The organism is Ruegeria sp. HKCCD6426, assembly GCF_057221115.1.
The window spans coordinates 433,234-459,055 of record NZ_JBWVBF010000003.1 but is presented as its reverse complement, the minus strand read 5'-3'; the positions used below and the strand labels follow the sequence as shown (position 1 = coordinate 459,055).

Annotated in this window: 27 protein-coding genes and 1 other RNA gene; 15 read left to right on the top strand and 13 right to left on the bottom strand. The window is 56.3% G+C overall.

Annotated elements, in window-relative coordinates:
- Positions 1 to 88 precede the first annotated feature (88 nt).
- From AC2TDA_RS11065 to AC2TDA_RS11030, 8 genes are all read left to right on the top strand, one after another.
- Positions 89 to 1,489 (top strand): selenium-binding protein SBP56-related protein, encoded by a 1,401-nt coding sequence (locus tag AC2TDA_RS11065; protein ID WP_480879279.1) that lies wholly within the window; start codon positions 89 to 91, stop codon positions 1,487 to 1,489.
- A gap of 13 nt (positions 1,490 to 1,502) precedes the next feature.
- Positions 1,503 to 2,153, top strand: a complete 651-nt coding sequence (locus tag AC2TDA_RS11060; RefSeq protein WP_480879278.1) for a hypothetical protein — start codon at positions 1,503 to 1,505, stop codon at positions 2,151 to 2,153.
- A 60-nt stretch (positions 2,154 to 2,213) separates the two neighbouring features.
- Positions 2,214 to 2,576: a DUF4345 family protein gene (locus AC2TDA_RS11055; protein WP_480879277.1), complete on the top strand. Its 363-nt coding sequence runs from the start codon at positions 2,214 to 2,216 to the stop codon at positions 2,574 to 2,576.
- Between the two features lie 36 nt (positions 2,577 to 2,612).
- Positions 2,613 to 2,959, top strand: a transfer-messenger RNA (tmRNA) gene (ssrA, locus tag AC2TDA_RS11050).
- A 100-nt stretch (positions 2,960 to 3,059) separates the two neighbouring features.
- On the top strand, positions 3,060 to 3,491 hold the full coding sequence (locus AC2TDA_RS11045) for an ester cyclase (protein ID WP_480845603.1): 432 nt from the start codon (positions 3,060 to 3,062) through the stop codon (positions 3,489 to 3,491).
- Positions 3,492 to 3,623: 132 nt separating this feature from the next.
- Positions 3,624 to 4,439 carry a chromate resistance protein ChrB domain-containing protein gene (locus AC2TDA_RS11040; protein ID WP_480879276.1) on the top strand — a complete coding sequence of 272 codons (816 nt, stop codon included), beginning with the start codon at positions 3,624 to 3,626 and terminating at the stop codon, positions 4,437 to 4,439.
- Positions 4,436 to 5,686: a chromate efflux transporter gene (chrA, locus tag AC2TDA_RS11035; RefSeq protein WP_480879275.1), complete on the top strand. Its 1,251-nt coding sequence runs from the start codon at positions 4,436 to 4,438 to the stop codon at positions 5,684 to 5,686. The genes AC2TDA_RS11040 and chrA overlap by 4 nt, the downstream gene beginning before the upstream one ends.
- Positions 5,687 to 5,762: 76 nt before the next feature.
- A complete protein-coding gene (locus AC2TDA_RS11030) occupies positions 5,763 to 6,230 on the top strand; it encodes an SspB family protein (RefSeq protein WP_480879274.1) in 468 nt (155 codons plus the stop codon).
- A 28-nt stretch (positions 6,231 to 6,258) separates the two neighbouring features.
- Here AC2TDA_RS11030 and AC2TDA_RS11025 read toward each other — a convergent pair whose 3' ends face one another.
- Positions 6,259 to 6,822, bottom strand: a complete 564-nt coding sequence (locus AC2TDA_RS11025) for a hypothetical protein (protein WP_480845608.1) — start codon at positions 6,820 to 6,822, stop codon at positions 6,259 to 6,261.
- Positions 6,823 to 7,026: 204 nt separating this feature from the next.
- On the opposite strand from AC2TDA_RS11025, the gene fumC reads away from it, so the two are divergent.
- The 4 genes from fumC to AC2TDA_RS11005 are packed head-to-tail and all read left to right on the top strand — an operon-like array spanning position 7,027 to position 9,476.
- Positions 7,027 to 8,421 carry a class II fumarate hydratase gene (gene fumC / locus AC2TDA_RS11020; RefSeq protein WP_480879273.1) on the top strand — a complete coding sequence of 465 codons (1,395 nt, stop codon included), beginning with the start codon at positions 7,027 to 7,029 and terminating at the stop codon, positions 8,419 to 8,421.
- The gene (locus AC2TDA_RS11015) at positions 8,421 to 8,597 is read left to right on the top strand and encodes a DUF4169 family protein (protein ID WP_480879272.1); all 177 of its coding nucleotides are present in this window, start codon (positions 8,421 to 8,423) and stop codon (positions 8,595 to 8,597) included. The genes fumC and AC2TDA_RS11015 overlap by 1 nt, the downstream gene beginning before the upstream one ends.
- Positions 8,594 to 8,815, top strand: coding sequence for a ribbon-helix-helix domain-containing protein (locus tag AC2TDA_RS11010; protein ID WP_480879271.1), 222 nt, complete (start codon positions 8,594 to 8,596; stop codon positions 8,813 to 8,815). The genes AC2TDA_RS11015 and AC2TDA_RS11010 overlap by 4 nt, the downstream gene beginning before the upstream one ends.
- 58 nt (positions 8,816 to 8,873) lie before the next feature.
- The gene (locus AC2TDA_RS11005; RefSeq protein ID WP_480879270.1) at positions 8,874 to 9,476 is read left to right on the top strand and encodes a DNA-3-methyladenine glycosylase I; all 603 of its coding nucleotides are present in this window, start codon (positions 8,874 to 8,876) and stop codon (positions 9,474 to 9,476) included.
- Between the two features lie 3 nt (positions 9,477 to 9,479).
- Here the strand turns inward: AC2TDA_RS11005 and AC2TDA_RS11000 are convergent, their stop codons facing one another.
- From AC2TDA_RS11000 to AC2TDA_RS10985, 4 genes are all read right to left on the bottom strand, one after another.
- On the bottom strand, positions 9,480 to 10,361 hold the full coding sequence (locus AC2TDA_RS11000; protein ID WP_480845616.1) for a fructose bisphosphate aldolase: 882 nt from the start codon (positions 10,359 to 10,361) through the stop codon (positions 9,480 to 9,482).
- Positions 10,362 to 10,434: 73 nt separating this feature from the next.
- The gene (locus AC2TDA_RS10995) at positions 10,435 to 11,790 is read right to left on the bottom strand and encodes a cytochrome P450 (protein ID WP_480879269.1); all 1,356 of its coding nucleotides are present in this window, start codon (positions 11,788 to 11,790) and stop codon (positions 10,435 to 10,437) included.
- Positions 11,787 to 12,995, bottom strand: coding sequence for a hypothetical protein (locus tag AC2TDA_RS10990; RefSeq protein ID WP_480879268.1), 1,209 nt, complete (start codon positions 12,993 to 12,995; stop codon positions 11,787 to 11,789). Before AC2TDA_RS10990 ends, AC2TDA_RS10995 begins: the two co-directional genes overlap by 4 nt.
- Before the next feature lie 89 nt (positions 12,996 to 13,084).
- Positions 13,085 to 13,837: a cytochrome c biogenesis CcdA family protein gene (locus AC2TDA_RS10985; protein ID WP_480845621.1), complete on the bottom strand. Its 753-nt coding sequence runs from the start codon at positions 13,835 to 13,837 to the stop codon at positions 13,085 to 13,087.
- A gap of 106 nt (positions 13,838 to 13,943) precedes the next feature.
- Here AC2TDA_RS10985 and AC2TDA_RS10980 point away from each other — a divergent pair, with 106 nt between their 5' ends.
- Complete coding sequence (locus AC2TDA_RS10980; protein WP_480846355.1) at positions 13,944 to 14,177, top strand: sulfurtransferase TusA family protein; 234 nt, start codon at positions 13,944 to 13,946, stop codon at positions 14,175 to 14,177.
- A gap of 50 nt (positions 14,178 to 14,227) precedes the next feature.
- On the opposite strand, the gene AC2TDA_RS10975 is transcribed toward AC2TDA_RS10980, so the two are convergent.
- The 7 genes from AC2TDA_RS10975 to purC all read right to left on the bottom strand — a co-directional run bounded on the left by AC2TDA_RS10975 (position 14,228) and on the right by purC (position 23,377).
- A complete protein-coding gene (locus tag AC2TDA_RS10975) occupies positions 14,228 to 17,119 on the bottom strand; it encodes an Rne/Rng family ribonuclease (RefSeq protein WP_480879267.1) in 2,892 nt (963 codons plus the stop codon).
- 512 nt (positions 17,120 to 17,631) lie between these two features.
- Positions 17,632 to 18,966 (bottom strand): sigma-54-dependent transcriptional regulator, encoded by a 1,335-nt coding sequence (locus AC2TDA_RS10970; RefSeq protein WP_480845623.1) that lies wholly within the window; start codon positions 18,964 to 18,966, stop codon positions 17,632 to 17,634.
- A 13-nt stretch (positions 18,967 to 18,979) separates the two neighbouring features.
- Positions 18,980 to 20,668 (bottom strand): sensor histidine kinase, encoded by a 1,689-nt coding sequence (locus AC2TDA_RS10965; RefSeq protein ID WP_480879494.1) that lies wholly within the window; start codon positions 20,666 to 20,668, stop codon positions 18,980 to 18,982.
- Positions 20,669 to 20,794: 126 nt separating this feature from the next.
- Positions 20,795 to 21,463: a phosphoribosylformylglycinamidine synthase subunit PurQ gene (gene purQ / locus AC2TDA_RS10960; RefSeq protein ID WP_480845624.1), complete on the bottom strand. Its 669-nt coding sequence runs from the start codon at positions 21,461 to 21,463 to the stop codon at positions 20,795 to 20,797.
- 24 nt (positions 21,464 to 21,487) lie between these two features.
- Entirely contained in the window at positions 21,488 to 21,718 is a 231-nt protein-coding gene (purS, locus tag AC2TDA_RS10955; RefSeq protein ID WP_480846357.1) for a phosphoribosylformylglycinamidine synthase subunit PurS, read from the bottom strand.
- A 119-nt stretch (positions 21,719 to 21,837) separates the two neighbouring features.
- Positions 21,838 to 22,506 (bottom strand): MarC family protein, encoded by a 669-nt coding sequence (locus AC2TDA_RS10950; protein ID WP_480879266.1) that lies wholly within the window; start codon positions 22,504 to 22,506, stop codon positions 21,838 to 21,840.
- A gap of 115 nt (positions 22,507 to 22,621) precedes the next feature.
- Positions 22,622 to 23,377: a phosphoribosylaminoimidazolesuccinocarboxamide synthase gene (gene purC, locus AC2TDA_RS10945; protein WP_480845626.1), complete on the bottom strand. Its 756-nt coding sequence runs from the start codon at positions 23,375 to 23,377 to the stop codon at positions 22,622 to 22,624.
- Positions 23,378 to 23,564: 187 nt separating this feature from the next.
- Here purC and AC2TDA_RS10940 point away from each other — a divergent pair, with 187 nt between their 5' ends.
- Together AC2TDA_RS10940 and bmt are read left to right on the top strand one after the other, a co-directional pair.
- Positions 23,565 to 23,885, top strand: a complete 321-nt coding sequence (locus AC2TDA_RS10940) for a DUF1476 domain-containing protein (RefSeq protein WP_480879265.1) — start codon at positions 23,565 to 23,567, stop codon at positions 23,883 to 23,885.
- A gap of 118 nt (positions 23,886 to 24,003) precedes the next feature.
- A complete protein-coding gene (gene bmt, locus AC2TDA_RS10935) occupies positions 24,004 to 25,020 on the top strand; it encodes a betaine--homocysteine S-methyltransferase (protein WP_480879264.1) in 1,017 nt (338 codons plus the stop codon).
- 9 nt (positions 25,021 to 25,029) lie between these two features.
- On the opposite strand, the gene AC2TDA_RS10930 is transcribed toward bmt, so the two are convergent.
- Positions 25,030 to 25,806 (bottom strand): enoyl-CoA hydratase-related protein, encoded by a 777-nt coding sequence (locus tag AC2TDA_RS10930; protein ID WP_480845630.1) that lies wholly within the window; start codon positions 25,804 to 25,806, stop codon positions 25,030 to 25,032.
- Positions 25,807 to 25,822 lie beyond the last annotated feature (16 nt).

The window sequence follows — 25,822 nt, the reverse complement described above, 5'->3', positions numbered from 1 at the left end:
AGGAGAATCGGGCAGGCAGCATAGCGACCGGCGACAAGACCGGAACTCTCAATACAAATTGAATATCAATTACTTACGGGAGGATGTTATGAACCAAAGACCGGACCCGACCTTTTATCCATCTGCCAAATTGGCCATGGAGGGACCGACTGAGACGCTGGCTTTCACGCTAATGCTCAGCCCTGATTTTTCGCAACCAGACGGATTGGCAATCGTGAACGTCGATCCGACATCCAGTGATTATGGCAAAATCGTTCATCAGGTGATCATGCCGGAAAAAGGTGATGAATTTCACCATTTCGGCTGGAACGCGTGCTCATCGTCACTTTCACCGCTCAGCGGTCATGCGTTTCTGGAGCGCCGGTATTTGATTATCCCGGGGATACGATCCAGCCGGATTTACATCGTCGACGTCAAAAGCCCGCTGGAAGCCAAGATTCACAAGATCATCGAACCAGAAGAGGTCTTTGCAAAAACCGGATACTCGCGCCCGCATACCATTCATTGCGGCCCTGAGGGGATTTATGTCAGCACTTTGGGTGGCGGTGGCGCGGATGGCACTGATGGCCCTCCGGGTATCTTCATCATGGATTGCGAGAGCTTCGAGATCATCGGGCGTTATGAGATCGAGCGAGGGGTGCAGGACAAGCATTATGATTTCTGGTGGAATCTGCCGCGCGACTACATGGTCAGCTCGGAATGGGCACTACCACCGCAGTTCGAAAATGGGATTGTAGCCGAGGATCTTCTGTCGAATAAATACGGGCACCGCATACATTTCTGGAACCTGCGCAATCGCACCAATATCCAGACCATCGATCTGGGCGAAAACCATCAGATGGCTCTGGAAATTCGTCCCGCACACGATCCCGTCAAGCAACACGGGTTCTGTGGCGTTGTTGTGGATACAACCAATCTGCAAGGCGCGATCTTTACCTGGTGGCGCAACAACGATGGCACTTTCGAGGCTAAGAAAACCATCACCATCGACCCGCAACCCGCCGATCCCGACGACCTGCCCGACCTGCTAAAAGGGTTCTCAGCGGTTCCACCCTTGGTCACCGATATCGACCTAAGTCTGGATGATCAGTATCTTTATGTTTCTTGCTGGGGGACGGGAGAAATGCACCAGTATGATGTTTCGGACCCAATGAACCCGAAACTGACAGGCAAAGTGGAAATCGGGGGTATCGTCAAAAAGACCAAGCACCCAAACGGTCAGGATTTTGGCTATGGCCCGCAAATGGTGGAAATCAGCCGTGATGGCAAGCGGGTCTACTGGACCAATTCGCTTTATTCCACATGGGATGATCAGTTTTACCCCGGTGAAGGCGGTGCCGCCATGGTCATGGCCGAAGTCGGCGAAAACGGCGGGCTGACGCTGAACCCGAAATTCTGGGTCGATTTCCCCGATGGCTATCGCAGCCACCAAATCCGGCTTGAGGGCGGCGACTGCTCGACAGACAGCTTCTGCTACCCTTCCGTCTGAGTTGGATGTTTTGATGACATCGACGGCCGGCCTTTGGCTGGCCGTTGTCCTGAGCGGCGCCTACCACGGCCTGAACCCTGGTATGGGATGGCCACTGGCCGTGTCAGCCGCCTTGATGGAGCAAAAGCAGTCGGCGCTTTGGCGGGCATTGGCAGCGTTGGCCAGCGGACATTTCGTGGCCATGCTTGGGGTCTTACTGCCGTTTGCCCTCATGGCCGCACTTGTTGAATACCAGCGCGAAATCCGAATAGGTGCGGCTCTGATCGTCATAGCGATGGGTGCTTATATCGCTATCACCAGACGACACCCCCGGATGCTGTCCCGGGTTCCGCCCAGCAAGCTGGCCCTATGGTCCTTTCTGGTGGCATTGGCCCACGGAGCCGCATTGATGCTTATTCCAATATATCTGGGACTGTGCGGACTGGATGAACTGGACGCGGGGCACCGAGCCGTTTCAGAGATAATGACGACGAATGGGCTGTTGGTACTTGCGGTCGCCGCCATCCATACATCCGCGATGCTTCTGGGGGGCGGCTTCCTCGCTTTCGCGGTCTACCGCTGGTTAGGGTTGCAATTTCTGTCTCGAAGTTGGTTCAATCTCGAACTGATCTGGGCCCTGAGCCTGATATTGGTCGGCGTATTAGGCCTTTGGTCCGCAATTTAGACGCTTTTCTCGAAATCTTAAGACGCTAGTTTTGCCAGACAGAACAAGGGGACAGTAAACATGACGACAACGCTAAACATGATTGCCGCAGTGTTGACCATCGGCTTTGGCCTGTTTGGCTTTCTGGCACCAGCCTGGACTGCGGCTTCGCTGGATCTGACCCCCACCAGCAGCACAATGGGGCTGAGCGAGATGCGTGCATCAGTTGGTGGTTTGTTTGTCGTCACAGGGGTCGCAGTATTGTGGCTGCACAACCCTATGGCTTACTTGATGTTGGGTGTTGTGTATGGCGGAGCTGCACTGGGTCGTTTTGTTTCTGTCGCGCTGGACAACCCTCCGCTGATTAAAGCCCTGGCGTTTGGTGGAATCGAACTGATCCTGGCTGCCTGGCTCATTCTCGCAAACATGAATAAATCCACGTAAGTAGCTGATTTATAAATACTCACAGTTTTTCAATCTGAGTTTGCATCTAACCACCACCTCACCTATATAAGACATGTCCTTCGGGACTATGGACATAAACGCGCTCGTAATAAGCGGATCGGACCCGGGGGCGGTACCCGGCGGCTCCACCAAACATCCTTCATTTGGGGATCATGGGGCCGAAATAGGATCGACGAACGTCTAAAGGGGTTAGCTTTGTCTCGGCGGGGTGCCACCGTACCGGCCCAAAAAGTACAATTGCAAATGACAATCGTGCTCCGGTTGCAGTTGCTGCGTAAGCAGTAGCAAGACCGAAACTTAAGCCCTTGCGCCTAGCCGCGTAAGGCGGGGTTCGCAGGTACCTGGCAACAGAAACCTGCACTTCCTATCATTATGTCTGCTTTTGTCGCACAACTCATCCAAAGTTCAGAGTTTGTTTATTTCTCTGCGCCATTTTCCTGTTGGACTGACAGGAGAGCTGAGATGACGAAATCCGATAGGTTGCGAGAGTGGTATTCCGAAGTTTGGGAAAAAGGGAACACAGACGCAATTGATCAGTTTTTTGCGCCCGAAACCATGGCCGAAGGCCTGATACCCGAGATGCAGGTCGGCGCAGATGATTTTCGCGATCTGGTAACGGCGTTTCGGCATGTGCTGGGCGAAATTTCAGTGGACTTGCCCAAAGTTATCGAGAATGGGGATTGGGTTTCCGGTATTCTGCACGTGCGCACCTGTCGCGCCGACAATGGCGCCCCACTTGAAGTCACCGGTCAGGTCATGGCGCGTTTCAAGGGTGACAAGATGGTCGAGGCGTACAACCAATTCGACTTTATCTCATTTTTCGAACAGCTGGGACAGTTCCCACAGGACACGCTGCCGGTCTGCATGACCGGGCAACGGCTTGATTGGGCCTGACCTGAACTCAACGCGATCTTGACCCAACGCGCCCTTCCAAGGTAGCACGGGCGCAAGGGGTCAGCTTGCGAACACCCCGTGAGGCGGCAGCCCAAGTTTCGCATGTATCCGAAGTGACAAAGGAAACATGCTATGGCTGCCCCAAATGCAATAACTCCCCGACAACTGGCTCGGTTGATAGGTACACCTAATGCACCAGTGCTGGTTGATATCCGCACTGACCCTGATTTCGACGAAGATCCAAGAAAAATTCCCGGTTCAGTGCGCCTGCCACACACTGACATCGGCGGAATTAGCCACCTAATCGGTGACCAGCCAAGCGTCATCGTGTGCCAAAAGGGTAAAAAGCTAAGCCAGGGCGTCGTGTCGTGGCTTCGCGGCCTGGGACATCAAAGCGAATATCTGGAGGGAGGCACTTATGCGTGGTCCGCCCTGCCAGAGGCACCGCTTGTACCGAAAACCGCTATCCCTCCGTTTGTGGACGGCAGCACACTGTGGGTTACGCGACACCGCCCCAAGATTGACCGCATCGCCTGTCCCTGGCTGATCCGCAGATTCGTCGACAGAAATGCCCGCTTCCTGTTCGTTGCACCTGCAGAAATTCCAGGCGTCGTTGAACACTTCGGCGCGACTCCCTTTGATATTGAAGGCACCTTCTGGAGCCATCGCGGTGAGGCCTGCACCTTTGATACAATGGTCGAAGAATTCGGCCTGAGGTCTCCGGCATTAGACCGGATGGCAACCGTCATTCGTGCCGCCGACACCAATCGCCATCAACTTTCCGCCGAGGCCGCTGGCTTGTTGGCTATCTCTGTTGGTCTTTCTCGCCAATACCGTGACGATCATGCACAGTTGGAGGCCGGACTACACGTGTACGATGCGCTTTTCCGCTGGGCACGAGACGGGTTCGATGAGGGACACGATTGGCCTGCCGGCCACGGATCATGACACCTTCAACGCAAGAGCTCGTCAATGTTTTTGGCCGGATCGGCCTGCTGTCCTTTGGTGGGCCGGCGGCACAGATATCGTTGATGCATCAGGAACTGGTCGAACGCCGGACATGGCTGGACGAACAGACATACCTTCGGGCACTGTCTCTCTGCATGTTGCTGCCGGGGCCCGAGGCGATGCAATTGGCCACCTATGCTGGCTGGCGTTTGCGTGGCGTTGTCGGCGGACTGATTGCAGGCGGCTTGTTTGTCCTGCCCGGCGCTGTCGTTATTGCCATTCTGGTGGGCCTTTACGCGGCATATGGGGACCTTCCTCTGGTGCAGGCAGCATTTCTTGGCGTTAAGGCGACTGTAATCGTGATCGTCGTTCAGGCCCTGCTCAACTTGTCTCGCAAGGCACTGGTCGGAACAGAACCTCGGGTCATTGCAGGATTGGCGTTTCTGGCCATCTTTGCACTAAACCTGCCCTTTCCTTTGATCATTCTGATTGCGGCCATTTGGGGATTTGCAACCTCTCAAGAACATGTCGCAACAACCACCACGCCGGCGCCAGCTTTGGCGCGGCCGGTCAGAACGGCGGCCCTTTGGCTGACCCTGTGGCTTGCGCCGCTGGTTGCGTTGGAACTCAGCGGTCAGGAATTGCTGAGCGATCTTGGCTGGTTTTTTGCCAAGCTGGCTGTGGTGACCTTTGGCGGGGCTTATGCGGTTCTAGCCTACATGACCCAAACCGTGGTCGAGACCTACCAATGGATCAGAACCGATCAAATGATCGACGCGCTCGGATTGGCGGAAACTACGCCAGGTCCGTTGATTCTGGTAACGCAATTCGTGGCGATGCTCAGCGGACAAGTCGCTGGCGGGCCGGCACTTGCGCTGGCCGCAGGGTTTGTGGCGCTATGGGCGACTTTTGTGCCCTGTTTTCTGTGGATTTTCCTTTCGGCACCTTATTTGGACAGGATCGCAGCGCGACCTCGCCTGGGTGCTGCATTGCGCGGAATAACTGCGGCGGTCGTAGGAGTGATTCTCAACCTTTCGGTGTGGTTCGGGCTTAACGTGCTGTTCGAACAGGTGTCCGATTGGGCTTGGGGTCCAATTTCACTGCCCCTGCCCGATCCATCAACGCTGAACACCGCTGCCGTCGCTTTGACAATAGCCGCAGGGCTGTTGATTTTCCGTCTGAAATCCGGTTTAGCAACGACGCTGACGACAATGGTGCTAGCCGGAATGTTGACGCAGGTTTTGTGATCAATACCCTTCATCCCGGCCTTTCGTTTCCGTTCGAATCCCTTATGCTGAGAATAACCACTTTTGAGGATCAAATATGTCGCAAGACATCGACTACGGGAATCTGATGCACACGGCCATGCGCGGTCTTATCAAGACCGTGCTGACCGGTGTGTCGGAAAATGGCCTGCCCGGCACACATCATTTCTTTATCACCTTCGATACCCGACAAGACGGGGTCAAATTGGCCGACTGGCTGCATCAGAGATATCCCGATGAGATGACAATCGTCATGCAACATTGGTTCGAAAACCTTGAGGTTGGCGAAGACGGTTTCTCTATCACACTGAACTTTGGTGACGCGCCCGAGCCGCTGTATATTCCTTATCTGGCGATCAAGACCTTCGTGGATCCGTCAGTCGAATTCGGTCTGCGCTTTGAAAGCCCCGAGGACGAAGACGAAGAGATAGATCAGGTTGCGGAAGAACCAATCGAGGTTGAACCCGAAGAAGATGAACCAAATCGCGATGCAGACGTTGTGTCGCTGGACAGCTTCCGCAAGTAACTTACTTGGACCCCGCCCAATGCGGGGTTTATTTCCTTTTCAGAAACGTCTCTACCGAACGGGATTTCATGCCGTTTCGGAACCGCGAAAAGGATAGGTCCAGCCCTCCATCAGCCAGAGTTCGGTCGAATTGCTGTAATTCGTAACCACCGTTTTGGTCGATAAACAGGGAAAAAACTGTCAGCGTTTCGCCCTCAATCCGGCCCCAAACAAACGGCTCGCCCTTCATCGGATCCAGCGGCACCTCGTGCCCAAAAACATTACGCTTCATCGCCGCGGAATATACATTCGGTCGTGCAGATGTTTGGAAATCAACCGAGAATTTTTCATCCTTGACGCGCCCGTCCAGTTTGTACGTCGTCGTCGACCAACTGACGTTAAAACCGTCTTTGGTTTTCTCAATTGATACACTCATATCCCGCGGCGTCTCGGTGCCATCTGCGTCTACAACATTGGCTGAACCGACATAATCGCCCACAAAAGCATCAATACCAGTGGCCGCCGCCTGCATGGATAGGGCAACAAGCCAGAGCGACGCTGCAAACGTACAGAACGCCATGTGCATCGGCCTGCCGGAAAATAGTGCGCGCATGACTGCCTCCGTCGCGGTTACTGGTATAATAACTTTAGCCCGTTCATGCACAATGGCACTGTTTTCGCTAACGTCAATTGTTTGCACCATACCTCTGTCTATACGTCTGACAGACTTAAGTTTATGGTGCGCGCAACTGGCCGATTGCGTCACGACACAGCTGAGGCTAAACGGCATACAACTGCATACCAGACGGAGTGACAGATGTCTCAGACCCGCACCGAAACCGACAGCTTTGGCCCGCTAGAGGTACCTGCCGACAAATACTGGGGCGCACAGACACAGCGCTCGATCATGAATTTCCCTATTGGCTGGGAAAAACAACCCGTGGCCATCGTCCGCGCGCTGGGCGTGATCAAGCAGGCCTGCGCCATGGAGAACAAAGCCACAGGCAAGCTGGACGCGAAGATTGCCGATGCGATCATTCAGGCGGCTGGAGAAGTGATCCAAGGAAAATTCGACGACAACTTCCCTTTGGTCGTTTGGCAGACCGGTTCGGGCACTCAATCGAACATGAACTCGAACGAAGTGATCGCGAACCGTGCAATCGAAATTCTGGGCGGCGTGATTGGATCGAAGGAACCCGTACACCCGAACGATCACTGCAACATGGGTCAGTCGTCCAACGACACATTCCCCACCGCAATGCATATCGCCACTGCGATGAGCGTTCGCGACGTGCTGCTGCCTGGTCTGGAAAAATTCGCCACTGGGTTGGAGGAGAAGGCCAAGGAATTCGAAGGCATCATCAAGATCGGCCGCACCCATACGCAGGATGCGACACCGCTGACGCTGGAGCAGGAGTTCGGCGGATACGCGCATCAGATCCGTCAGGGCATCGCTCGTGTCGAGGCCTCAATGCCCGGAATTTACGAACTGGCGCAAGGCGGCACTGCTGTTGGCACCGGCCTGAACACCCATGACGGTTGGGATGAAGCCGTCGCGGCCAACATGGCCGAGATCACCGGCCTGCCCTTTGTCACCGCGCCCAACAAATTCGAAGCCCTTGCGGCTCATGACGCTATGGTCTTTTTATCCGGCGCATTGGCGACCATCGCGGGGTCTTGTTACAAGATCGCCAATGACATCCGGTTGCTGGGCTCTGGCCCTCGCTCGGGTCTGGGTGAACTTATTCTTCCTGAGAATGAACCGGGGTCGTCGATCATGCCGGGCAAGGTGAATCCCACTCAGGCCGAAGCACTGACCCAAGTTGGGGCTCATGTGATTGGTAACGATACGGCCATCAAATTCGCCGGATCGCAGGGACATTTCCAGTTGAACGTGTACAACCCCATGATGTCCTACAACCTGTTGCAATCGATACAGTTATTGGGCGACGCCACGGACAGCTTTACCGAACGGATGCTTTTGGGCATCAAGGCCAATGAACCACGCATCGACAAGCTGATGAAGGAATCACTGATGCTGGTGACCGCGCTGGCGCCGACCATTGGATATGACAACGCCACCAAGGTCGCTAAAACCGCTCACAAGAATGGAACTACGCTCAAGGAAGAGGCGATTGCGCTGGGCTTTGTGGACGAGGAGACATTTGAGGCCGTTGTCCGCCCTGAACACATGATCGGTCCCAAAAGCTGATGGGCAAGCCGGTCAACTTGAACCGGTATCGCAAGGAAAGAGCACGGGCCCAGAAAAAGGCCCGTGCAGAACAGAACGTTGTTAAATATGGACGTACAAAATCCGAGAAGGAAGAGCTGCGGCTTCGGCAGGAAAAACAACGTCGCGACCTGGACAACCATGAGGTTGAGGAATGAGTGGCCGGCCCGCCAAACGCTCATTGACGCTCAAGGGGCACCGTACATCGGTTTCTCTGGAGGATGAGTTCTGGCAGGCATTTCGGGAAATTTCTCGCCATAAAGAACTTCCTATCAACGTTTTAGCGTCAGAAATTGATGCTGATCGCGATCCGGAAACCGGTCTTGCCTCGGCCATTCGGGTGTTTGTTCTTAACTGGTACCGAAGCCGGAATTGACCCCTTGCCTCACGCGTTTGACCCCGGTTAAGGTACCCCGGAACAAAAGGCGTACATTATGAGCAAGACCATTCCGGGCCCTGACGGTCAACCGCGTTGCGCATGGTGCCAAGCGGCACCCGAGTTTTTCGACTATCACGATAATGAATGGGGCTATCCGGTAGCCAATGATCAGCGTTTGTTCGAAAAGCTGTGCCTGGAGAGTTTTCAGTCTGGTCTGAGCTGGCGCACCATCCTCAGCAAACGTGAGAATTTTCGTCGCGCCTTTTGTGAGTTTGACTTCAATAAGGTGGCTGACTTTTCCGAAACAGACATTGACCGGCTTCTGCAGAACAAAGGCATCATCCGCCATCGTGGCAAGATTGAAGCGGTGATCAACAATGCACGACGCGTGCAAGAGTTGATCGCAGCAGAGGGTTCTTTGGCGGCCTATGCCTGGAGCTATGAGCCCAAGTCACCTTCGGCTCCGCAAACAGCATCGACGTCACCCGAGTCGGTGGCGATGTCAAAAGACCTCAAAAAACGCGGATGGAAATTTGTTGGCCCAACAACAGTATTCGCGTTCATGCAAGCCATGGGGCTGGTGAATGATCATGCTGAAGGCTGTATTGGCCGTGAAAAAGCGGCGCAGTTGCGCCGCTCGTTCAAAAAGCCTGAATAGTAATCAAATCGAAGCGCGGTAGATCTTTTCGATATTGCCGCCCAGAGCAGAATTGAATTCCGCATCTGATTGCTGCTTCGACAATCCTTCGGTCAATGCACGCGAGAAGGACGCAATCATCTTACCGTTCTGGTTCAGCAGGTCGCAGGCCTCGGCGGTCGAATACCCACCCGACAGTGCAACAACGCGCAGCACGCGGGGATGGTCGGCCAGAGCGTCGTAAAGGTTCGCCTGGCTTGGAATGGTCAGCTTCAGCATGACCTCCTGCCCCTCGCCCAACTGATCGAGGTTTTTCAGGATTTCGACCTTCAGGATATCCTCGGCTGCGGCTTTGGACTCCGAGTGAATGTTCACCTCGGGCTCGACGATCGGAACCATACCTGCATCAGTGACTTCACGGGCAACGTCAAACTGTTGTGCAACGACGGCAGCAATGCCTTCGGCATTTGCTTCGTGGATAACCGAGCGTTCCTTGGTACCGAACACACCTTCCGCTTTGGCAAGAGTTTCAGCCAGACCCGGGATCGGCTTCATCATCTGGACACCGTTCGCCGTGTCTTCAAGACCCTTGTCGATCTTCAGAAACGGCACGACCCCTTTGACCGACCAAAGATAATCCGCGACCAGACGGCCGTCGATCTTCTCACCCAACGTTCGTTCGAACAGGATGGCGCCGATTACTTTGTCCTTGGTGAAGTCATCCGCCAGAATGATCCGGGCGCGCATTTTCTGGATTTCGCCGAACATCTCTTCGTCCGAGCTGTAATCCGTGCTCTCAACGCCGTATAGCGCCAGAGCCTTGGGGGTTGAACCGCCACTCTGATCCAGTGCTGCTATGAATCCTGCACCTTCGGACATCTGCGTGCGCTGTTCTGCCTTGGACATAACTCTTTCCCGTTCAATATTGATTCCGCTTTTTTCAACCGCATACATGAAGGGGTTGGACAATGGTAGTTTGTTAGCGCTGAACCAGACGCAACCGGATGCCATCTTTGGATCGCACCGTCAGATGCGCGACCGGAACGGGCGTTTCCCCCTCAATTGTTTCCAATCGGTAAGTGCGAAGCAGCATGGACAGGATCAACGGGCCTTCTACCATTGCGAAACCCGCCCCCGTGCACACGCGCGGACCTGCGGAGAACGGAATATAAGCCTTTCGCTGGCACGCCTTGCCATTTTCGGTGTTCCAGCGGGTCGGATCGAACTCGTCGGGCTTGTCCCAAAGCCGCTCATGCCGGTGCAGATGCCATGGGCTGAGAACGATCTGCGATCCTTCGGCGATTTCCCGGTCTCGGAAGTTCTCCGAGCAGGCAGCCTCGCGGACCATCATCGGGACCGGAGGATAAAGCCGCAGCGCTTCGCGGAACACATCCCGGCTGTGGCGGAGTTTGGACACAACGGAAAATTCTGGGTCGTCCTCGTCCAGTACTTTTGCCTCATCCGCGACCCGGTCCTGCCATTCTGGGTAAAGTGCCAACAGATACAACGCCCACGCCAATGCGGAAGCACTGGTTTCGTGACCGGCGAGAAAGAAAATGGCGACCTGATCCACCATTTCATCGGTTTCGAAACAGCGCCCGGTTTCCGGGTCCGGTGTCGTCATGATCTTGGTTGCCAGATCATCAGGCGCACAGCCGGCGGCAATTTGGCTAGCCCGTTCAGACGTAAGATGCGCAATCAGTGCCCGGATATCGCGTGCGTTCCTGCGTGTCTGGCGTGAATGGAATCTGGGAATCCAGCGTGGAACCGGAATAAATGCCGCCAAGTTCAGCAGCGGTTGTTCCCTTTGGTAGGACCGGAACTTTTCAAATACCTCGGACGCAATCTCGTTCTCGATCGGAACCGAGAAAAGAGTTCGAAAGATCACGTCTGCAGCCGCGTGGCTGGTGATTTCTTCGCATTCTATATTTGTGCCGACCCGCACCCGCAGCCGGTCCACACAGGCCTGAGCCGCAGCCAGCATCGCAGGAAACGTGGCCTTCAACCGCCCCCCCTCGAATGCCGGGTCGATGATCCTGCGCTGGCGTTTCCAAGTCTCGCCATTTGTCAGAAACACAGAATTACCCAACAGCGGGCGCAGCCCTTCGCTGATCCGACCGGACTTTGGAAAATCATCTGGCCGTTGCTTGAGAACTGAATCAATCAGGTCCGGTTGGTTGACCATATAAGAACGAAAGAACGGCGTCCGAAACTCCGCCATCCAGGCGCGGTACAAGCGCTGCGGTTGCGCCGACAACAAGTCCTGACGGAACAGTTTCAGGTACTGCAATAGCGAAACCTTGTCCGGTCGGGCGTGGGGTTTGGGTGGTTTCATACTTGCACCGATGTGTATTTCGAAACCGCGCGCTCGATCCTCGAGGCCGACGGCGCGCGGTTTGCGTAGCGTTGTGATAAGGTTTGAGGTCCCGCAGTGATGCGGAAATAGTCGTAGTCTCCGGGCTTGTCGAACGCGCAAAGATATTGGAAATGCAATCGGAAGAACCGCCAGCGCAATGCCCGCCAACGCTCGGCCGACAGTGTTTTTGTAAACGCGGCGGATAGCACCAGTGGCCAGAGTTTTTCCTGGCTCGCGACGCCGCTGACCGCAACGGGATCGCACAGCGCAAAAGCGCATCCGTCGCCGGGCGCCGACACATCCACCCAAGAGAAATTCGAGCAAGTGGACAAAAACAGCAAATCCGACCGCAACTGGTGCGCATTGGGCAGGAACGATACCATGGGAACCACCTGTCCCAGAGTAAGAAACGAAAGGGTTGGCCCGACCCCATTTCGGCGCCGCATCAGGTCAGCCAATACAGAAACACCCAGATGCGCGCCTGAGCTGTGGCCAACGACCAGCACCTCATCATCATCCTTCTCCAGGGCCTGTTCGACCAAAGTCGTGAATTGATCCAACCGCGACTGCAAGTCCGGTGCGATCTCGCCCCGAAGACGCGCTGAATGCGCATAATCATGCATCAGGTAATAGGCGAACAGCCGGTTGTCGATCTGGCGAAACCAGCGCATCAGGACGTATGCAGAAAGTGCCGCTGGTATATACGCCAATACCCCTATCAGCGGTTCAAGACCCTCTGTCGCGATCCACGCCACCAAAATAGCAGCGACCAGTTGCAGCATGAGCATACCCACGGGGTATAGCGCAGCGATCACAGGTCCCTTTCGCAACTGCATCAAACGCCACAGGGCACCTGTAGAAAAATAGATCCATGCCGTACGGGCAAGTTGCCAATAGGTCGCCGGGATCGAACTGGCCATGCTGTCGCGGACGATATCTGACCAGACCAGAACTTCGACATCCGTTTGCACCGTCACCCCATCCTGAACTGACGTGACGTGCCAGCCATAAGGCCCATTCCCCGATTTGGCGGACACTGCGAGTTCATAACCTGAGATATCAGCCTGTGAACGACCTTCTTTCCGGTACAGTTCACGGTAGCGGCGGGGATGAATCGGATCATAGCCGGGGATGTAGAAAACCCGGCGGCGGCGCACCACTTTTTGCGGAGTTTTACTGCTCATGCCCATAACCTTTGCCGCGCAGATTAGCGCAGCGCGGCGACCAAGGTAAGACCTAGTCGTCGATGAATTCACCCTAAAAACTCAAAGAGTTAACCCAGAGTTGCCAGCGCCGGAAATGTTTCAAGCAGCCACCAGCTGAACTCGGTGAACAGGCCGGTGATCAACATGATCCCCACGAACAACAGCAAGCCACCCATTACCTTTTCGATTGTTCCCATATGAGGCTTGATCCGATTCATAACTGCCATCGAGCGATTCAGGAACATCGCAGCCAGCAGGAACGGAATACCGAGGCCTGCCGCATAAACACCTAGCAATAGGGTACCGCGTGCTACCGATGCCTCGGACGCGGCCAAGGAAAGTATCGCGCCCAGTTGCGGACCGATGCAGGGTGTCCATCCAAAGGCGAAGGCCAGACCAAGGATGTAGGCACCAAAAACCGACCCGCCGGAATCACCGGTTTCAACCCTCGCTTCACGGTCCAACAGCGGGATTCGAAACACATTCAGGAAATGCAGGCCGAACACGATCACCACTGCACCAGACAGCTTTGCAAACAACACTTGATTTTGAAGCACAAATGCTCCGAATGCGGAAGCCGTGAACCCCAGAAGCAGAAACACCGTCGACAGCCCCATGACGAAGAACAGTGCCGCTAATGTCGCCTTGCGCCGGGCCTGAGCCTGATCCTGCATCTCGTTAATCGTAACGCCGCTCATATAGGCCAGGTAGGGTGGCACGATGGGCAACACGCAGGGCGACAGAAAACTGATCAGCCCGCCCAGCATGGCGATGAACATGGCGGGCAGAAGCCCTGCGTCGATGATGTCTATTCCGAACATGCTTCAGCACATATGTTATCCGTCGCGCCGCGTCACGGGGCCATTCGGTCACATCCTCGTGGTTGCCCGCTGGACAGCATCGCAAGTTGGACATATCCCGTTTCACATGACCAAAGAGACCGAAACGCTGGACGCGTTGGGCCTGCTGTGCCCTTTACCCGTCCTGAAAGCCCGAAAAAGACTCAAATCCATGCCTGCAGGTGCAATCCTGCGAGTTTTAGCCGATGATCCCGCGGCAATTATCGACGTTCCACATTTCTGCGCTGAGGCAGGTCATACCCTGATCGCACAGGAAACGGTCGAGAGCCATCAGGTCTATGTCATCCGAAAATCATCGTGATACGGCAATCCGCCCTTAAAAAAGGCGGACCCGAGAGCCCGCCTATTGGATTATTGACCGATTGACCACCAACCACGCCGTTTGGGCTTGGCCGGGGCCGGTTCAGGTTCCTCCGAAACAGTTTCCAGAATCGCCTCGGCAGGTTCGATCACTGGTGCCTCGTCCTCGGGCTCAGTAGGTTGAACGTCTTCGGCGACTTCCGGCTCTGACGCTTCTGCTTCCACCTCAGCTTCAACCGGGATTTCCTGCACCGCGTCGATCACCTCAGTCACGACCGTTTCTTCTTCTGAGGACGGCGCGTCATCTTGCACATCTTCAGTCACTTCAGCGGCAACCGTTTCTTCTGCTGCCTGCTCGTCGCTTTGCTGAACGGGTTCAACCTCGGGCGTCTCAACAGCGGCTTCCTGCGCAGGTTCCTCTGCCTCTTTGGCCGTTTCGGTGGTCTGGGCGTCTACTGCCGGGGCATCGGCCTCGACCATGTCATCAGCAGCCTTTTTACGCCGGCGCGGGGCACGACGTTTCTTAGGCTTTTCCGGTTCCTCAGCCTTTTCGGTGCCCTCTGCACCCTCTTCGCTCGCGGCCTCCTTCACCTCATCCTCTGCGACAGGCGACTCGGAGGCGTCGCTTGCTTCTGCGGCGTCGTTCTCGTCATCATTGGTCTCGGATGAATCGGCGTTGCCAGAAGTCTTTTTACGGCGACGGCGGCGGCGTTTGCGTTTGGGTTTGGTTTCCTCTTCCGCCTGAACGGTTTCTTCCTCGTCCTCGCTCTTGTCCTCATCCGAGGAATCCACCAGATCCATCAGGGACGCATCCACAGACACAACGGGCGCTGTTGCCTCGGGTACGATCCGGCTGGCCGTTTTGAATTTCTCCATCGAGAAATCTGGGCTGACCAGATGCACATCCCCTTCGATCCGAACGGACAGTCCATAACGCGACTCGATCTGGGCGATGTGTTCGCGCTTTTGGTTCATCAGGAAGTTGGCAATGCCGACGGGGCATCGTACCAACACCTCGCGCGAGCGGCGACGGGTGCCTTCTTCTTCGATCTGACGAAGTATCGAAAGCGCCATGTTGTCGTCCGACCGGATCAGACCGGTTCCATGACAGGCCGGGCACGGTTGGGTCGTCGCCTCGATCATTCCGGGGCGCAGACGCTGACGGCTCATCTCCATCAGACCAAAACCTGATATGCGGCCTACCTGAATGCGTGCGCGGTCGGTTTTCAGCCGTTCTTTCATGCGCTTTTCGACGGCGGCGTTGTTCTTGCGCTCGTCCATATCGATGAAATCAATGACGATCAGGCCTGCCAGGTCGCGCAGACGCAGCTGCCGCGCCACCTCCTCCGCCGCCTCGAGGTTGGTTTTCAGCGCGGTTTCCTCGATCGAGCCTTCCTTCGTTGCCCGACCCGAGTTCACGTCGATTGCGACCAACGCTTCGGTCACGCCGATCACAATGTAGCCACCGGATTTCAGCTGAACGGTCGGATTGAACATCCCGGCCAGATAGCTTTCCACCTGATAGCGCGCAAACAGTGGCAGCGCGTCCTCGTACCGCTTCACGTTCTTGGCGTGGGACGGCATGATCATCTTCATGAAGTCTTTCGCGATGCGGTATCCGCCCTCACCTTCGACCAGAACCTCGTCAATGTCGCGGTTGTAGAGATCGCGGATCGAGCGCTTAGTCAGATCGCCTTCTTCGTAGATTTTCGCAGGCGCAATAGACTGCAGGGTCAGGGCGCGAATTTGCTCCCACAAGCGCTGCAGATACTCATAGTCGCGTTTGATCTCGGATTTGGTGCGTTTGGCGCCAGCTGTACGAACAATCAAGCCCGCCCCCGTGGGCACATCAATCTCAGACGCGATTTCCTTCAGCTTCTTACGGTCGGCAGCGTTGGTGATTTTGCGGCTGATACCGCCTCCGCGAGCGGTGTTGGGCATCAAGACGCAATAGCGACCAGCAAGCGACAGGTACGTGGTCAGCGCAGCACCCTTGTTGCCGCGCTCTTCCTTGACCACCTGCACCAGCAGAACCTGCCGAACCTTGATGACTTCCTGAATCTTGTAACGGCGTGGACGCGGTTTGCGCGGGGGACGGATGTCCTCACTGTCATCCTCGTCGGCGACGGATTCGATTGTGTCGTCCTTGGATGCAGCATCCGAGGTCTTGCCTTTTACGTCCGCATCGTCGTTCTCTTCAGATCCGTCCGTTTCCGGATCAGCATCGGAAGGGCTCGCTTCGGCTTCTCCAGCGTCATCGCCAGATTCATCCTTAGGCGCCTCGACATCTGTTTCAGCAGTAGCTTCAATGTTGGCTTCTTCGGTCGTAGTTGCGTCCGCTTCACCCTGCTCATTTGAGGCGGCGACTGTCGTTTCTGCCTCCTGATCTTCCGGTTGCTCTGCCGCTTCATCGGCCGGTTCTTCCACCGGCGTGTCGGCAACCATTTCCATGGGCGACGTGCCTTCCGGCACCGGCGCATCGGCCTCATCGGCCTCATCCAGGTCGATGGTTTCCATACCGCTTGGTTCAGTCGAAACATCCAAAGTTTCAACCGGATCATCGGATTTCACATCCTCGGCCTTGCTCCGCGAGCGGGAACGGCGCTTTTTCGGCTTGGAATCCTCTGCGTCGTCCCGTGCCTTCATTGCCTCGGCATAGGCGCGCTCTTCCTCCATAAGGGCTTCGCGGTCCGCAACCGGGATTTGGTAATAGTCCGGGTGAATCTCGGAAAACGCCAAGAAACCGTGCCGGTTCCCGCCGTAATCTACGAACGCTGCCTGCAACGACGGCTCAACCCGCGTCACTTTTGCCAGATAGATATTGCCAGCTAGTTGGCGTTTATTTTCGGATTCAAAGTCAAACTCCTCGACCTTGTTTCCGTCGACCACCACAACGCGGGTTTCCTCCGCGTGGGTGGCATCGATAAGCATTTTCTTAGCCATGTGTCCTTGGTGCACCGCGCCAAACGCGTTGTCCGTAGCCGTCCTGGCGGACGGGCGCTTTTGGGGTGGTGTCTTGTCAGGGCGATATCAGACGGCGCGCGGCAGGGATCGGCGCTGTGGCCCCCTGCCCGGTCTCTCAATCGTTGCGCGCGCGTCATCGCGGTTCTTCTCCGACAGGCGTGGATCGTGCCGCCGCCTGCCCATTATTTCCTTTCGCCCGGTTTTCCGGGCTCAGGTACTCTGTTGCCCCGAGTGTGGGGCACAATCGGTCTGCCATGCCTCGTGGGATTGATCCTCAGCAGCAGCATGACAGCGAAACTCAAAAGAACGGGACTTGCAGGCGCAATTTTGCCCGGCCCGTTAGGACACAATAAAAGCAGTCCTGTGGAAAAGACAATGGGCAAACTGCATCGCAGTTCGTTGGCGCCGCTCAGCATCTCTTTATTTGGCTCAAAAAGAACCAATAAACGTTGATTGTCGGCCAAAAGAAGGGGCCGCGCCCCTTCCCGCCTTTAAAGGTAATCCGACCGCTGCAACCCGTATTTGGCCATTTTCTCGTTCAACGTCCGGCGTGGCAGGCAAAGCTCATCCATCACCGACGCAATCGAGCCCTTATGACGTCGCATCGTGTTGTCGATCAGCATCCGCTCGAATGCTTCGACATATTCCTTGAGCGGCTTGCCCTCGGTGGTCATGACCGGCTGCATTTCTTCGTGATCCGACATCAGCAACGAGGCGATGGTGCCGGACCCGCGGCGCGATTGCAGAACGGCACGTTCGGCAATGTTGATCAACTGGCGCACGTTTCCCGGCCACGGGGCTTGCAACAGCTGCGCGGCCTCCTGCGCACTGACCTGAGGCGCATCGCAGCCATATTCCTCTGCGAACTGCTCGCTCAAGCGGGTGAACAGCGTCAGAATATCCTCACCGCGCTGCCGGAGTGGCGGCATGGTGATGCGCAGCGCTGCCAGGCGATAAAATAGATCCGGCCGCAGAACGTCTTCGCTGGTCTTGCCCGCTTCCTGCAGGTTCGAAATTGCAACGATCCGGGTTTCGGCAGGTGTGCCCTGTTCGTTCATGACACTCAGAAGACGAGCCTGCAACGTATCGCTGAGTGCCTCGACATCTTCCAAAACCAGAGTCCCACCGCGCGCTTCCTCGATAGCAGGAAGCTGTGTGTCCTCTGGCATCATTGGGCCAAACAACCGCTTGGACAGCGCGTCCTCTTCCAGCGCAGCGCAGGATACCAGTACGAATTTCTTGCCTGCCCGGCTGCCCACTGCGTGCAGCGCATGTGCAACCAGGGTCTTGCCCGTGCCCGTCTCACCATCGATCAGTACATGACCATCGGCCTGACCCAGATCCAGAATGTCTTCGCGCAGCCGTTCCATGACCGGGCTGGCGCCGATCAATTTGTTCATGATCTGAGTGCCGCCGGAAAGTTCGCGCCGCAGAGCGCGGTTATCCAGTGTCAGTCGGCGCACATTACTGGCCCGCTTGGCCAGTTCGGACATTCGGTCGGGATTGAATGGTTTTTCGAGGAAATCAAAAGCCCCAACCCGCATCGCCTCGACCGCCATAGGTACGTCGCCGTGGCCGGTGATCATGATGACTGGCAGCGTGCTGTCAGCGCCCATCAGCTTTTTCAGCAGTTGGATACCATCCATCCCAGGCATCTTGATGTCCGAAATCACGATCCCCGGATATTCGGGCCCCAGAACCTTGAGCGCATCTTCCGCGCTGGCGAAGGTTTCAGTGTCATAACCCGACAATGCCAGCCATTGGCTGATCGACTGGCGCATGTCCTGTTCGTCATCCACAATGGCGATTTTCATGGCCTGTGCCATAGTAATTCCTTTGTTATTCAGCGGCCTCAAGGCCGTCGCTTCCCAGTATCGGCAGTTGCATCTCGAACACCGCGCCGCCGTGTTGACCGTTGCGCGCAGTCAGACGTCCACCGTGGTCGTTCACGATCCCGGACGAGATAGCAAGCCCCAGGCCAACACCATCGCCCGGCTGCTTGGTTGTATAGAACGGTTCGAACAGGTTCTCGATGTCTTCAAGACCGTGCCCATTGTCACGCACGGTCAAAACCGCCGAGTCGCCCGCTGCCAGAATGATCTCCACATCCGGCTCTGGTACCGATTTGGTGGCATCCAGCGCGTTTCGCAAGAGGTTCACCATCACTTGTTCGATCCGCATCCTGTCCCCCATCACGACAACAGGGGTCTCTGGCAGAATTTGAGTGATTTTTACATGTCTCTGCCGCAATTGCGGCTCCATCATCGATAAGGATGATGCCAGCGCTTCGCCAAGATTTACTGGGGAAAACGCGTCAGCACCCTTGCGCGCATAAGACTTGAGCTGCCGTGTTATCGCGCCCATTCGTTCGATCAGCCCGTCAATGCGGCCAAAGCTGGCCAACGCCTCTTCGGCACGGTCGCGGCGCAGCAAAAGGCGTGCACCGGCCAGATACGTTTTCATCGCCGCCAATGGTTGGTTCAACTCGTGGCTAACCGCGGCCGACATTTCACCCAACGCTGCCAGTTTCGAGCTTTGGGCCAGGGTTTGTTCAGCCACTTCCAGTGTCTTTTCAACCCGTTCGCGTTCAGCAATTTCCCGCTGCAACCTAGTGTTTAATGCGCGAAGCTCCGCCGACTCGCGCTGGAACAAAGTCATCCGCGACGTGGCGCGGCGGCTGAGCGCATAGAAAGCCAACGCCAGAAGAATCGCAAATCCCATGATCTCGAGTGCAAGTACGCTGTTCACCTTTTCCCGAATCGAGGAATAGGTCGTGAACGACGTCATCTGCCACCCCCGGAACGGAATGCGCGTCTCCATACGCATCACGGCCTCGCCCTGAAGGTAGGCATCGGGAGGCAACACCGTCCAATCCGTCGTTGCCCGGATGGCGCGTTGAATGGCGCCTTGTGGCGGCTGTCGCAGCATCGCGGCATCCTCGTCCACGCCGCGCCACTGAGGTTCGGTCGACAGAATGATATTGCCCGTGCTGTCGGTTACCAACACGGCATCTGAAATCCCGGCCCAGGCGCGTTCGAATTTCTGAAGATCAACCTCAACTACGATAACGCCCAGAAATTCCGAGCCACCCTCAATGCGGCGGGAATAAACAAAACTGTAGCCGCCAGACTCCCGAGGAATGACAGAAAAGATGGTCGCATTCGATCGGATTGCATCAATGAAATACGGGCTACTCCGGTGTGCCTCACCCAGACGGTTGCGGTCCGTTGCCGCCACCGTGCGGCCGTCGCGGTCCAACAATACCAATGAGGCGGCACCAATCTCTTCGACAAAGGAAATCAGGCGCTGGGTTGAAAGCGAGAAGTCGCTGGATTGCAAGGCTGAAATCAGCGTCGGGTCGCGCGCCAGCAGTTGCGGCACAATGGAGTTTCGGCGCAGTTCGCTCAGCAGGTTGCCGGAATACAGAGCCAACCGTACCTCGGCACGGTTGCGTGTTGATTCTGTAAATCGACTGGTCAAAAGGCTGTTTGTGATCCAGACCGTCGTCACCGTGGCCATCAACAACATGATGATGGCCAGACGCAACCGCCAACCCAGCGGCGCCACACGGAGCCGCCCAAAAAACCCGGGGTTGTCTGGTTGCACTTCTGAACTCATTCCAAGACGCTACGCGCCCGGGCCAATGACCTCAAGTCACACTGGCGCTAGCACACCCGCCAATGCGCGGAAGAGCGCCGTTCCATCGGTGCCTCCGTGGCCCGAATCCGCCGCCCGTTCGGGATGTGGCATCATCCCCAACACGCGCCGGTTGTGCGACAGGATGCCTGCAATATCGTTGCGCGAACCGTTGGGATTTTCGGCGTAAGTAAAGGCGATCCGGTCCTCACCTTTCAGCTTGGCCAAGGTTTCGTCGTCGGCGAAATAGTTACCGTCGTGGTGGGCGATGGGAATGTCGATCACATCGCCAGCATTGTAACCTTCAGTAAAGGCGCAGTCGCTGGTTTCAACCTTTAGGCCGACCGTCCGGCAGATGTACTTCAAACCGGCATTGCGCAGAAGCGCACCCGGCAAAATGCCGGTTTCGGTGAGCACCTGAAATCCGTTGCAGATACCAACGGCGTAGCCACCGCGTTCCGTATGCTGGGCCACCGCCTTGCAGATCGGGGATTGCGCTGCAATTGCCCCGCATCGCAGGTAATCACCGTACGAAAACCCTCCGGGCACGCCGACAATATCCACACCCTCGGGCAATGCAGCGTCCTTGTGCCAGACCATGTCGACCGAGAACCCGGCCTGTTCGAAGGCCACAGCAAGATCGCGGTCGCAGTTGGACCCGGGAAAAACGATGACGGCAGCGCGCATGGCGGACCCTCCTTGGTGGGAAACTCAGATCAGTTCGATCTCGAAGCGTTCGATGACCGTGTTGGCCAACAGCTTTTCACACATTGCGGTCACGTCCGCCTCGGTCGAACCTTCGGCCAGTTCCAGATCGATGACCTTGCCTTGGCGCACGCCTTCCACCTGATCGAAGCCCATGGCACCCAACGCGTGACGAACGGCCTCGCCCTGTGGGTCCAGAACCCCGTTCTTGAGCATCACATGCACCCGTGCTTTCATTTTCGCAACTCCACCTGCAGACCCGATGACCGGGGTCCATTCCGTTGCGCGCGAGATACCCTGCTTGCGATCATTGGACAACCCTTCTTGGACAGGACGGATGATCGCAGGTGAACGCCTCAACCTCCTATTGTCGCAGACAGTCCCGGATAATGCGTATCGATTGCATGGAAGATCCCGGTCAGAACCATTTCCACCGCTACAGCGACCAGAATGATGGCCATCACACGGGTGATCACATTGATCATCGTTGTTCCGACCGTTCGCGAGATCGCATCGGCAAAGAGCAATCCCAGCCCGACAATTGCACAGGCAATCAAAACTGCTGACCCAAGGGTCACGATCTCGGCCCCATCAGACAGGGTATGCGCAAAAACAATTGTTGTTGCGATTGTGCCCGGTCCAATCGTCAGCGGAATAGCAAGCGGTACAACAGCAATGTTGCTTTTCTTCGCTTGCCCTTCCTGAATCGCTTGCTGATCTCCCTCTGGTCGGTCCGAGGCATTCAGCATGGACATGCCAACACCCAGAATGATCAACCCGCCGGCAATACGAAATGACGGAATATCAATCCCAAAGAACGCCAGTATTTCCTCACCGATCATGACCGAGATCAGCGCAACCACCACCACCGTTCCCGTCACGACCAAGGCAACACGGCGCCGTTCCGCGGTGGAATACCCTTCGGTCATGCTCAGAAAAATCGGGATACCGTAAAGCGGGTTGAAGATCGCCAGCAGAGCGGCAAAAAACTTTAGAAAAACTGCCTGATCAAAGAGTTCGGCCATGTGAAGGTCACCTTGATGCCACGCTAAATAGGATGCGCTAAACTAGCAGATACAAAGAAAAAAGCGCCACCTCAACCAAGGTGACGCCTTCTGAAGTTAAAGCCGAGTGCCGAGATCAGTTGATCAGCGTCGGCTTGGTAACGTTGCTTTTAGGCAGAACGCCAAGGCGACGAGCCACTTCGGAATAGGCATCGGTCAGGTTGCCCAGATCCCGGCGGAATACGTCCTTGTCCAGTTTCTGCCCGGTTTCGATGTCCCACAGTCGGCAGCTGTCCGGGCTGATCTCGTCAGCAACGATCAGGCGCTGGAAGTCACCTTCGTACACCCGACCGATCTCGATTTTGAAATCGACCAGACGAATACCCACGGCCAGCATTATGCCGCTCATGAAGTCGTTTACACGCAGCGCAAGGCTGAGGATGTCGTCCATGTCCTGCTGGCTGGCCCAGCCAAAGGCAGCGATGTGCTCTTCAGTGACCAGCGGGTCACCAAGCGCGTCATCCTTGTAGCAATACTCGACAATCGGGCGCGGCAGCTGAGTACCTTCTGCAATGCCCAGACGCTTGGACATCGATCCGGCGGCGTAATTGCGCACGATGACTTCCAGCGGGACAATCTCGCAATTGCGGACCAATTGCTCGCGCATATTCAGGCGGCGGATAAAGTGGTTCGGCACTCCGATCTGGGTCAGGCCGGTCATGAAGAACTCACTCAAACGGTTGTTCAGTACACCCTTGCCGTCGATCACGTCTTTCTTCTCGGCGTTGAACGCAGTGGCATCATCCTTGAAATACTGGACGATAGTGCCCGGTTCGGGGCCTTCATACAGGATCTTGGCCTTACCTTCGTAGATCTTTTTGCGACGCGCCATGAGCGACCTTTCCAGTCCGGGGCGAGGGAATGAGTCCCTTCGCGTTGGCGCCCTCATAGTGCAAGCCCTGCTTTCCCGCAAGTTCACCGACCCGAGAGGCTTTGACGCAGCGCAAATCCCTTGCACCCAAGCTGTCGTATAGTCATATCATGAGGAAAGAAGATGTAATCCAAGAGGTCCCCAACCCATGACCACATTTGACGAACGTGAAGCCGCGTTTGAAAACAAGTTCGCGCATGACGAAAAAATGCAGTTCGTTGCACGGATGCGCCGCAACCGGTTTATGGCCGTATGGGCCTCGGCTCTGAAAGGCGAACCCGTTGAAAAGGCTCGGGCTTATGGCCAGGAACTGGTCCATACCGACCTGCAAAACGTCAGCGAAGATGACGTTGTTGAAGCGGTGAAAGGTTATCTGGGCGACCTGGCCGACGAAGCAAAGATTCGCGAAAAGATGGCGGAATTGCTGGTCGAAGCCAAAGAGCAAGTCGTGACTGAGGCCGAAATCTAAGGCTTTTATCCGACCCTCATGATCTTCATGAGTTTTATGAGTTTGATTTGACGCTCCGGTCGTGGGACACGGGGCGTCTATATTATCGGCCCTGCGGGCCAAAAATTGGAATGCCCCAATGACAAACGCGCTCAGCAAACTTCTGGAAACCACTGATGCCATTCTGGCGGATGGGGCAACCGGAACCAATCTGTTCAATATGGGCCTGCAATCGGGCGATGCGCCGGAATTGTGGAACGTGGACGCCCCAGACAAGATTCGGGCTCTGTATCAGGGTTCGGTGGATGCGGGCAGTGATCTGTTTCTGACCAATACGTTCGGTGGCACTTCTGCGCGCTTGAAATTGCACGAAGCACAGAACCGCGTTGGCGAATTGAACCGCGCCGGCGCTGAGCTGGGTCGCGAAGTGGCAGACAAAGCCGGGCGCACGGTGATCGTCGCAGGCTCGGTCGGTCCGACGGGTGAGATCATGGAGCCAGTTGGCAGCCTGACGCACGCCGACGCTGTTGAGATGTTCCACGAGCAGGCTGAGGCACTAAAGGCCGGTGGGGTCGATGTCCTTTGGCTTGAAACCATCAGTGCCCCAGAAGAATTCCGTGCGGCGGCCGAAGCTTTTGCTTTGGCTGACATGCCCTGGTGCGGCACCATGAGCTTTGACACTGCCGGACGCACCATGATGGGCGTGACGTCCGCCGATCTGGCGCAAATGGTCGAAACCCTGCCGAACCCGCCAATCGCGTTTGGCGCCAATTGTGGTACCGGCGCCTCAGATATCCTGCGCACTGTTTTGGGCTTTGCCGCTCAAGGCACCGAGCGTCCGTTGATTTCCAAGGGCAACGCAGGCATCCCAAAATACGTGAACGGCCATATCCATTATGATGGCACGCCGGAGCTGATGGGGCAGTACGCCGCCATGGCCCGCGACGCAGGTGCGACGATCATCGGTGGCTGCTGCGGTACAATGCCGGACCATCTGCGCAAAATGCGCGAGGCGCTGGATACATGCCCGCGCGGGGAACGACCCACCTTGGATCAGATCACAATGGCACTTGGAGCGTTTTCGTCTGCCTCGGACGGCACCGAGGACGGTGCTGGCGCTCCCGAACGTCGGTCACGCCGTCGTCGTCGGGCATAGCCTATGTAATCAGCGCCCCTCGAATACCGGGGGGCGTTTTTCCAGGAAAGCTACGACACCCTCAGCAAAGTCGCGGGTGCGTCCGCAATCGCCCTGCAGATGAGCCTCGGTCGCAAGTTGCTGCGGAAGTGTCTTTTCGTAGGTGCCACGGATCGCCTGCTTGATCGCGGCAAAACCTGCGGTGGGACCGCTGGCCAGATACTCGGCGCGCTTGCGCCAATGAGCCTCAAATGCGTCGTCGGCAACTGCCTCCCAAATCAGACCCCAATCGTCAGCCTGCCGGGCGCTGATCTTGTCTGCGAACAAAGCCGCCCCCATTGCCTTGGCAAAGCCCATCTGCCGCGGCATGAACCATGTGCCCCCCGCATCCGGCAATAGACCGATCCGCGCGAAAGCCTGCAGGAAATATGCACTTTCGGTTGCAATTACCACATCGGCGCAAAGCGCAAGGTTGGCCCCTGCCCCGGCCGCCGGTCCATTGACAGCGGCAATAGTTGGGATCGGACAATCATAGACAGATTCCAGCATGGGCTCATATTCGTCCCGCAACGCGCGTTCCAGATCAATCTTACCGGTGCTGGAGGCATCCCCAAGGTCCTGACCTGAACAGAACGCTTTGCCCGCGCCAGTCAGAACCACGGCACGTGCATGACGCGCGGCGTGTTTCATCGCGTGAGTAATTTCGGCACGCATCCGCGTTGTCAACGCGTTCATCTTGTCCGCTCGGTTCAGCGTCAGAACCGCCAAACCCTCTGTGATGTCCAGATCAACCGCTTCGTATTCCATAGAAATCCTCACCTGC